This window comes from Microcoleus sp. LEGE 07076, assembly GCF_015207455.1.
In the GTDB taxonomy this organism is placed as follows: Bacteria; Cyanobacteriota; Cyanobacteriia; order Cyanobacteriales; family Microcoleaceae; genus Microcoleus.
In genome coordinates this window covers 1-8,697 of record NZ_JADEWV010000231.1, presented here as the reverse complement: position 1 = coordinate 8,697, position 8,697 = coordinate 1, and the positions used below count along the sequence as shown (strand labels likewise).

Annotated in this window: 4 protein-coding genes and 1 pseudogene; all 5 read right to left on the bottom strand. The window is 48.2% G+C overall.

Going from position 1 to position 8,697, the window contains the following annotated elements; genetic code table 11:
* Positions 1-64: 64 nt before the first annotated feature.
* Positions 65-529, bottom strand: coding sequence for a phosphate-starvation-inducible PsiE family protein (locus IQ270_RS25555; protein ID WP_193975975.1), 465 nt, complete (start codon positions 527-529; stop codon positions 65-67).
* Between the two features lie 489 nt (positions 530-1,018).
* Positions 1,019-1,324 (bottom strand): RNA-binding protein, encoded by a 306-nt coding sequence (locus tag IQ270_RS25550; RefSeq protein ID WP_193975974.1) that lies wholly within the window; start codon positions 1,322-1,324, stop codon positions 1,019-1,021.
* A gap of 451 nt (positions 1,325-1,775) precedes the next feature.
* Entirely contained in the window at positions 1,776-3,983 is a 2,208-nt protein-coding gene (locus IQ270_RS25545) for a molybdopterin oxidoreductase family protein (protein ID WP_193975973.1), read from the bottom strand.
* A gap of 1,397 nt (positions 3,984-5,380) precedes the next feature.
* A pseudogene (locus tag IQ270_RS32425) lies at positions 5,381-6,223 on the bottom strand (nitrate ABC transporter ATP-binding protein); the annotation flags it as partial.
* Between the two features lie 276 nt (positions 6,224-6,499).
* Positions 6,500-8,533: a nitrate ABC transporter ATP-binding protein gene (locus IQ270_RS25535; protein ID WP_193975972.1), complete on the bottom strand. Its 2,034-nt coding sequence runs from the start codon at positions 8,531-8,533 to the stop codon at positions 6,500-6,502.
* Positions 8,534-8,697 lie beyond the last annotated feature (164 nt).

Here is an 8,697-nt window from a genome sequence, read left to right as displayed (position 1 = left end):
ATTCCCCATTCCCCATTCCCCATTACGGGAGTGTACCTCACCTAACTGAGAAAGGCTATAGATATTAACTATCATGTCTTTTATTCGTATATCGCACTATTAAATAACTAATTGAAAGGGCAAAAATCGCCGCTGCTAGACCGATCAAATCAGATGCAGTTTTTTTTTCCAAGTCTAGAATAATTATTTTTCGAGATACGGCTATTAAAGAAGTTACAATAACGAGCTCTACCTGAATTACGTGTTTTCTTAGATAAGCTGTAATATTTTCCAAGATTTCCAAAGCAATTAAAACATTTAAAAATAACCCAAATATGACAAACAATGTATTTTTCAACAAAGTCTCGTCGTGGTCGTTTACCAATTCTTTGATTAAATAAATCACCAAATCGCAAACGCTGACGATAATTACCAAAATCATCGCCAGTGAGAGAATTTTCGATATTATTACTTCTACAGTTTCTGTAAAATGCAGAAAATTTTCATCACTGCCTAACTTAGAAATTTGCCTAAACATTTTTTTCAGCATACCCGGAATTTCGTGTTGGTTGAATTGTCGGAAATCAAATTGTGTTTCGTGGTGGGGGCGGGTGTATACATATCGATACGCGATTGTCAAGCCCGCGCCCTGTCCCGGGCCCAGAAGAGGTTGCTCTTGCCTCAACCCTTACTCCCCTACAAGCAGGGCGAGTAGGAGGTATGCGAAGGGGCTATCCCGGCAAAAAACAGTGTTAACCAAAGTTAATTGGTATGTAGATTGTTTGTCAGAATTATATATTCTAGGTGAAACAGGCCCCTACAAATATTGCGCTTAATTTACCGCCAAGCCTATGATTTGCGATCACTGGATAAAATTTTTGCATAAAAAAGCCTCAAACTATTGTCTAGCAATATTTTGAGGACTTTAAGAATTGAGGCGATCGCACAGTCAACTATCTATTCTCAACAAATAATGATTATTGACTCAGTTTTCGCCCCAGCAAACACACGGTCAAGCTAAAAATTTAGCTGTGGTGGTTTAGTAGCGACGAGAGGAGCGGTCGTTGTTGCCCCAGTTACCGCTGTTAGAAGAACCACGTTCTTCGCGGGGTTTTGCCTTATTGACTTTGAGGTCGCGACCCATCCACTCAGCACCGTCAAGAGCCTCAATGGCTGCGGTTTCTTCTGCTTCAGTAGACATTTCTACGAAAGCGAAACCACGCATCCGACCTGTTTCACGGTCAGCAGGCAATTGAATGCGCTTTACTGTTCCGTACTCTGCAAAAGTTTGGCTGAGGTGATCCTGCGTTACTTCGTAGGATAAATTGCCGACATAGATTGACATTGAACATTCTCCAGAATCAGAGGGTGTAGAGATTTAAATCCGGAGGAACGCCGATAGAACGAACTGTACTGCCGAAAATAAAGCTTTGTAAAAAAATCATAGCACCTCTGCGTCTAAACTGCAATTTTATGACTCGAGCGCTCCAAAAGAAGATCCGAGGCGCAATCGGCAAGGAAAAACCCCGAATCAACAAGGAAAAACTCACAATTAATTAATTTAATTTTTCTGGCTCCCCCGCACATCTCGATCGAGCGGTTCTGAGGGTGCGTTCGAGTCAAAATTGCTCGATCGACAGAGGTTTTGACCGAAAGTACAGCAACCACCGATTCTGCCATACTCTACTGCCTAGAAACCGGATTCCTTAACAAAAAACTCTGATTTTGCCGGAGTCTGCGAGACGAAACCCAGGTGATGATATTGGTGTCGCTAAATAAGCTGTGACATTCCAAACTTAGAGGCCAGCTCGAGAAGGAACGGCAACGGTGGATTTTTCCCAATTAAATTCCTCAACTTCTGCAGCAACTTCTGCGATAACCGACGGCGCAGTTTCTGCCCCAACCAGCACCAATTGCACCGCACAAGCTTTTAACTCCGGCTGTTTGGAATCGGGACAACTTGCCGAATGAGTCATAGCATTGGCTTCAGCCCCTTCTGCCCACAGAGAACCCCAGTGCATAGGTACAAATAGCGTACCGGGGGCGATCGCCTTGGTAACTTTTGCCGGAAACCGAGCCTTGCCGCGGCGCGATCGAACTTCCAGCAAATCCCCCTCATTAACCTGCAATTTCGCAGCATCGCGGGGGTGAATTTCCAAAAAGGGTTCCGGGTGCAATTGATTAATTTTGTCAGTTCTCCCCGTGCGTGTCATCGTGTGCCAGTGTCCGTAAACTCTCCCTGTCGTCAGCACAAACGGATAGTTCGGATCTGGAGGTTCAGCTAGTCCCCGGGAGTGGTAGGCCGAAAATCTCGCCCGCCCGTCGTCGGTGTTAAAACGTTTGTCAGTATACAGCCGTTTCGCTTCGTTGGCTGGATGCGGAGGTTGATTGTCGCGGCAAGGCCACTGCTGGGGGCCTTGGAGGCGCAAATACTCGTGAGACAAGCCTGTCATGTCGCAAGGCCTGCCCCTTGTCAACTGCACGAACTCTTTGTACACGTCAGCAGCGCTGTCGAAAGCAAAGTGTTCGCCAAAACCCAACCGGCGGCCCACTTGAGCGAAAATACTCCAGTCGTCGCGGGCTTCGCCTGAAGGAACGTCGAAACCCGCACCGAGAGTAACGCGGCGTTCGGAATTGGTCATCACTCCAGTTTTTTCGCTCCACTGGGTTGCCGGCAGCAGGATGTGAGCGTAGGCAGAGGTTTCGGTGGGATAGTAAGCTTCTTGATAAACCGTAAAGGGCGATCGCAGTAAAGCAGCCTTTGTGCGTTCCAAATCCGGCATACTCACTACCGGATTAGTGGCTGCAATCCACAGCAACTCGACATCGCCAGTTTCCAAGCCCACAATCATGTCCCAAGCACTGCGGCCGGGATTTGGGGAAATGCTTCCCGGTGCGATTCCCCAAAACTCCTCGACTTGGGTTCTGTGTTCGGCATTTTTCACAAATCTGTAGCCCGGGAGCAAGTGAGAGAGTCCTCCGGCTTCCCGCCCTCCCATCGCGTTTGGCTGGCCTGTCAGCGAAAACGGGCCACATCCCGGTTTGCCGATTTGACCGGTCATCAAGTGCAAATTAATCAGCGATCGCACTTTTGCCGTGCCTTCGGAGGACTGGTTGATGCCCATCGACCACAGCGACAAAACCCGCTGCGACTGTTCCCAGTAGCGGGCCGCCGTTTCTAAATCGCTGACACTAATGCCGCAGCGCGAGGCTACAAAATCCGGCGTGTAGCTGCTGACAACTTCAGCAAAAGCTGAAAAATTCTCAGTGGATTCCTGAATAAAATCCGAGTCTATTGCTTGCTTTCGCAACAGCAAATATGCAATTCCATTCAGCAAATCTATATCTGTACCAGGCTTAATTGCTAAGTGCAAATCTGCCACTTCAGCAGTCGGAGTCCGCCTCGGATCTACCACAATCATCTTGACATTTTGATTTTTTTTGTGGTATTTTGCCAATCTGTTAAACACAATCGGATGGCATTCTGCTGTATTGCTGCCAACAATAAAAGCGCAATCTGTTAATTCTAAATCGTCGTAACAGCAAGGCGGCCCGTCCGAGCCAAAACTTTGAACGTATCCCGAAACTGCTGAAGACATACACAAGCGAGAATTCGCATCAAAATTATTTGTACCCAGACAACCTTTCATTAGTTTCTGAGCAACATAATAATCTTCAGTTGCGAATTGACCCGAACCGTAAACGCACAAAGCATCTGCACCATTGGTGCTGCGAATTGTTTGGATGCGGTTAACAATTGTATCGAGAGCTTCGTCCCAGCTAGCGCGGCGGAACGGTTGGTCGAGAGTATCTCGCATCATCGGATACAGTAGCCGATCGCTCCGAATGGACTCTGCTACCGTTGCTCCCTTAATACAAACCATACCCTGACTTGATGGGTGATTGCGATCGCCCCGAACTTTCCAACTTTGTTTTTTGTCGGGTACAACTTCTAGACCGCAACCTACACCGCAGTAAGGGCAAAGAGTTTTTATAGTTTCCATCTGATGATTTTAGATGCTAATTTTTGAAAGCTAATCGATAATTGGTAACTTGTCATTATAGTCGGAACTGAGTGCTCCTGCCAATAATGTATTAACTCTTACCAAATTATCGCAAAAATGCTTCACAGCAGCGGAAAATACCCTGATTTACAATAAACCGCTATCTTACTAAAACTCGCGACCGAGCTTGCTGCCAGTTTCTGAAAGATTCTAACTCCCCCGTCAAACAGCAGGCGAATACACTATTTGCCAAAAACGGAAAGCAGGCAATCCTGAATTGGATATCGCAAATTTTAGACTTCCGTTTAAGTTTCCAGATTCATCTGTGAAATAAATTTCCCATTTCAGAGATTCTATGCGAAAATCTACTGATTTGGTTGTTGATAGCAATCTGAGATTGCCGTGCGAGAAGATTTCGCCTACTTGCCTTTTTTAACTTCTAATACGCCCCCGCCACCGCTGGTGGGGGTAAAAGTTACTTGGAATTCAGCAGTTTTTTGAGCGCCTGCTGCACCTGCAGGAGTTTGCAAAATCGGCAGAGGAGTTTCTTTTACAAAATCTTTAGCTGCTTTATTTGTGGGTTCGAACTGTAGGATATCGCCGTTTTGTTTGACTTTGACCCGATAAGTCAAACTTTCGGTAAATGTGGGAGTTGTACGCCAACTTTCGTCGATTTGTGCGTACAACTTTTTTTGGATCTCATCAAGTTCCGCTTGGTCAGAAATCCCTGATGCAGGGCTACTGGCGATCGGTGCTGGGCTGGCCACGATCGGTACAGGGCTACTGGCGATCGGTGCTGGGCTGGCCACGACTGGCGCTGGGCTACTGGCGATCGGTGCTGGGCTGGCCGCGACTGGCGCTGGGCTGGCCACGATCGGTGCAGGGCTGGCCGCGACTGGCGCTGGGCTGGCCACGATCGGTACAGGGCTACTGGCGACTGGTGCTGGGCTACTGGCGACTGGTGCTGGGCTACTGGCGATCGGTGCAGGGCTACTGGCGATCGGTACAGGGCTACTGGCGACTGGTGCTGGGCTACTGGCGATCGGTGCTGGGCTACTGGCGATCGGTGCTGGGCTACTGGCGATCGGTGCAGGGCTGGGGGGAGAACTCACAACCGCCGCCACAGTCGGCGCCGGCGGTGCAGTTTCTGATTGTTTCCCTTGCTTTAGCTGGCTGGAAATAACAGACATATTGACTGCTGCTAAACTAGCCATTGCTACCAGCCACGAAACTGCGAGGATGCCACTTTTGAGAGACGTTGCTTCTACGGGTTGGGTAGCGTGAGGCGTAAAAGATACAGGTGGCATGGGTTTGTCAGCAACCGCAGACTTTTTGCTAGCAGGTAACGGCATCTGTACTGCGACGGTTTCTGTGTCCGAGTCTGTTGCTTCATCCTCTTCGTGGTGGGCGTAGCGGGAGAACAAAAACTCTAAAGCAAAGTTCCGCAGTTCGTAGTATTTCGGGTCTTCCATAACCCGCGTGCGGTTGCGGGGACGGCTGAAGGGAACGTGCATATCTTCGCCGATCGAAGCCGCTGGGCCGTTGGTCATCATCACGATGCGATCGGCCAAAAACAAAGCTTCATCAATATCGTGAGTAATCATGATGACGGTAATTTTGTGCTGCCGCCAAATTTTCAGCAATTCTTCCTGCAACTCTTCCCGCGTAATCGGGTCTAGAGCTCCGAAAGGTTCGTCCAAAATCAAGAGTTTGGGTTTAGTCGCCAGAGCTCGGGCGATCGCCACCCGCTGTTTCATTCCCCCGGACAATTGGCCCGGTCTTTTGTTAGAAGCTTCGGTCAGACCCACTAATTCCAGGTGTTCTTTGACAATTTGATTGTGTTCTTCTGCGGACTTGTCTGCGTAAACACTTTCAACACCGAGGTGGATGTTTTCAGTAGCACTCAGCCAAGGTAGCAGCGAGTAGTTTTGAAACACCACCATGCGATCGGGGCCCGGTTCAGTAATCCGCGAACCTTCGAGGGCAACCTCTCCGTTCGTCGGCCCGTTAAATCCTGCAATCATGTTCAGCAAAGTCGATTTGCCGCAGCCCGAGTGACCGATCAAACAAATAAATTCGCCTTGATTAATAGTCAGGTTTACACCGTCGAGAATGACGAAAGGTTTTTCGGGGTTTTTCTGATTTGGGTAGACTTTCGATACATCTTTAATAGACAGAAATGGAGTTGCGGTTTTGGGAGCGCTTGATTTAGCTGTTTTTTGATTTTTGATAGTTTGCATATCTGGTGACTTGGGTTTGGGGTTTTCAGGATTAGACATGGGAGAGCGGAGCTGAATATTTTATTGTTGTGAGTTCAATCATAAAAAGAGGAAAGAATTGTGGTTGACCAGTCAATTACCACTTCTAAAAAAACTGTTTTACAAATGCCGCAAACTTGGCATCAGTTTAAGTTATTTATTAGTTATTAATGCTTGGTTGTTAGTTATTGGCTATTGGTTACGAGCCTCAATAAATAACAACCAACTAATGACTAATGACTGCTGACTTCCCTCTTCTTATGCAGCAGGAATTTTGATAGAACACTGACTGCCTATTTGTTCGATTAAGATTTCTTCAATGCGGACGTCGCCCTTGATTTTGACATTCTCAAGATAGTCGATCGGGTCATCGGCATTAAAGACTGTACCGTCAAACAAGTCGATCGTCCGACGAACGCGGGCGATATCCGGTAAACCCAATTCCCGCACAGCTTGACCGAACACGTCTGGCCGCAATACTCGATCGACCACTTCCACCCAGTTTTTCGGGAACGGAATCAGTCCCCAGCGGGCCATCTGCGCCATCACCCACACCATTTCTAGGCGGTCTGGACAATTGGTTTTGTCAACGTAGAACTGATTGAAGTTGTAAAGCATTTCCGGTTCTGCCTCCGTGCCGGAGTTGTACGGGTCGAGGAATCCCGGACGGATGTGTTTGGGGTCGGCATCAATATATTCTTCTTGGCAAATCAATCCTAGGATCTCTTCGCGGTTGCGACGGTCGTCGCAGTAGTCGCAGGCTTCCAAAAGCGCTTTGACGAGGGCGACGTGGGTTTTAGGATATTTCTGAGCCCAATCTTCGGTAACGCCGAGAACTTTTTCGATGTGTCCGGGCAGAATATCGAGGGAACGGGCCATGACAAAACCCGTACCGTCGTTGACTGCGCGGGAGTTCCAGGGGTCGCCAGAACAGTAGCCGTCGATGTTGCCTGCTTTTAAATTCGAGACCATTTGCGGGGGCGGAATTACGATCAAGCTCACGTCAATATCAGGGTCGATGCCGCCGGAAGCCATCCAGTAGCGCAACAGCAGGTTGTGCATGGAGGCCGAGTGTACCATGCCTAATGTGTGAGCTGTGTCGGGACTTTGGGTGAGCAATTTTTTGAAATCTGCCAGCGTCCGAATGCCTTTGTTGTAAAGGTGTTTGCTCAAAACAATTGAGTTGCCGTTGCGGGACAAAGTTAAGGCGCTGTTGATGGGAACGGGGGCTTGGCCGTCCATACCCAGCATCATGGCGATCGGCATTCCTGCTACCATTTGTGCCGCGTCCAGCCGTCCTTGGGCAACGCCTTTGCCAATTTCTTTCCAACTCGGTTCGCGACTCAGGGTAACTTCTTCTAAGCCGTGGGCTTTGAAGAATCCTTTTTCTTTGGCTACTACTAAGGGCGCGCAGTCTGTAAGGGGAATAAAGCCGATATCGAGGTTGACTTTTTCCAGGCCGTTGCGGGAGATCGCAGCGGGCGCTTTTGTCTGTGCTGCGCGGCGCTGTTTGACCCGCTTTTGCTGGTTGAGGAAGTAAACCATTTCGTTACGCAGGGCGTAGTAACTCGGATGGTTGACAACTTCCATGCGCTTGCGGGGACGGGGAATGTTCACTTCCAGAATTTGTCCGATTTGTGCTTCCGGGCCGTTGGTGAGCATTACAATCCGATCGCTCAGCAATAATGCCTCGTCAGCGTCGTGAGTTACCATGACGCTCGTGACTTTGCTTTCCTGGCAAATTTTCATCAACTGGTCTTGCAAACCGCCGCGAGTTAAAGCATCAAGAGCACCGAAGGGTTCGTCTAACAGCAGCAATTTCGGGCGAATTGCCAAGGCGCGGGCGATCGCAACTCTTTGTTTCATCCCCCCAGAAATTTCGCCCGGGCGTTTTTTGGCAGCTTGTCCGAGTCCTACTAATTTAATGTGGTGTTCTATGACTAATTCGCGTTCTTCTTCCGTGTTACCGCTGTATATTTCATCCACTGCTAGTGCGATATTTTCGCGAACAGTCAGCCAAGGAAGCAGCGAGTAATTTTGAAACACTACCATTCTGTCGGGACCAGGCTCGCGGACTTCGCGCCCTTCTAAAGTAATCCCGCCCTGACTTGCATTATCGAGACCGGCGATGATATTTAGCAGTGTAGATTTGCCGCAGCCCGAGTGTCCGATCAAGGAGATGAATTCTCCTTTTTTAATTTTAAGTTCGATGTTTTTGAGCGCGATGTATTGCCCGCCATTGGGCAGATTAAATACGCGGTCTACGTGGTCTACTTCAACAAATACTGACATAATTTTTTAGGTAGTTTTTACTTGGTAGATGCTAATTCTTTTAATTGGGAATTGGGAATTGGGAATTGGAAATTGGAAATTGGAAATTGGTCATTGGTCATTGGTCATTGGTCATTGGGAATACATAATTATTCCCAATTCCTAATAACTAATCACCCATGCCC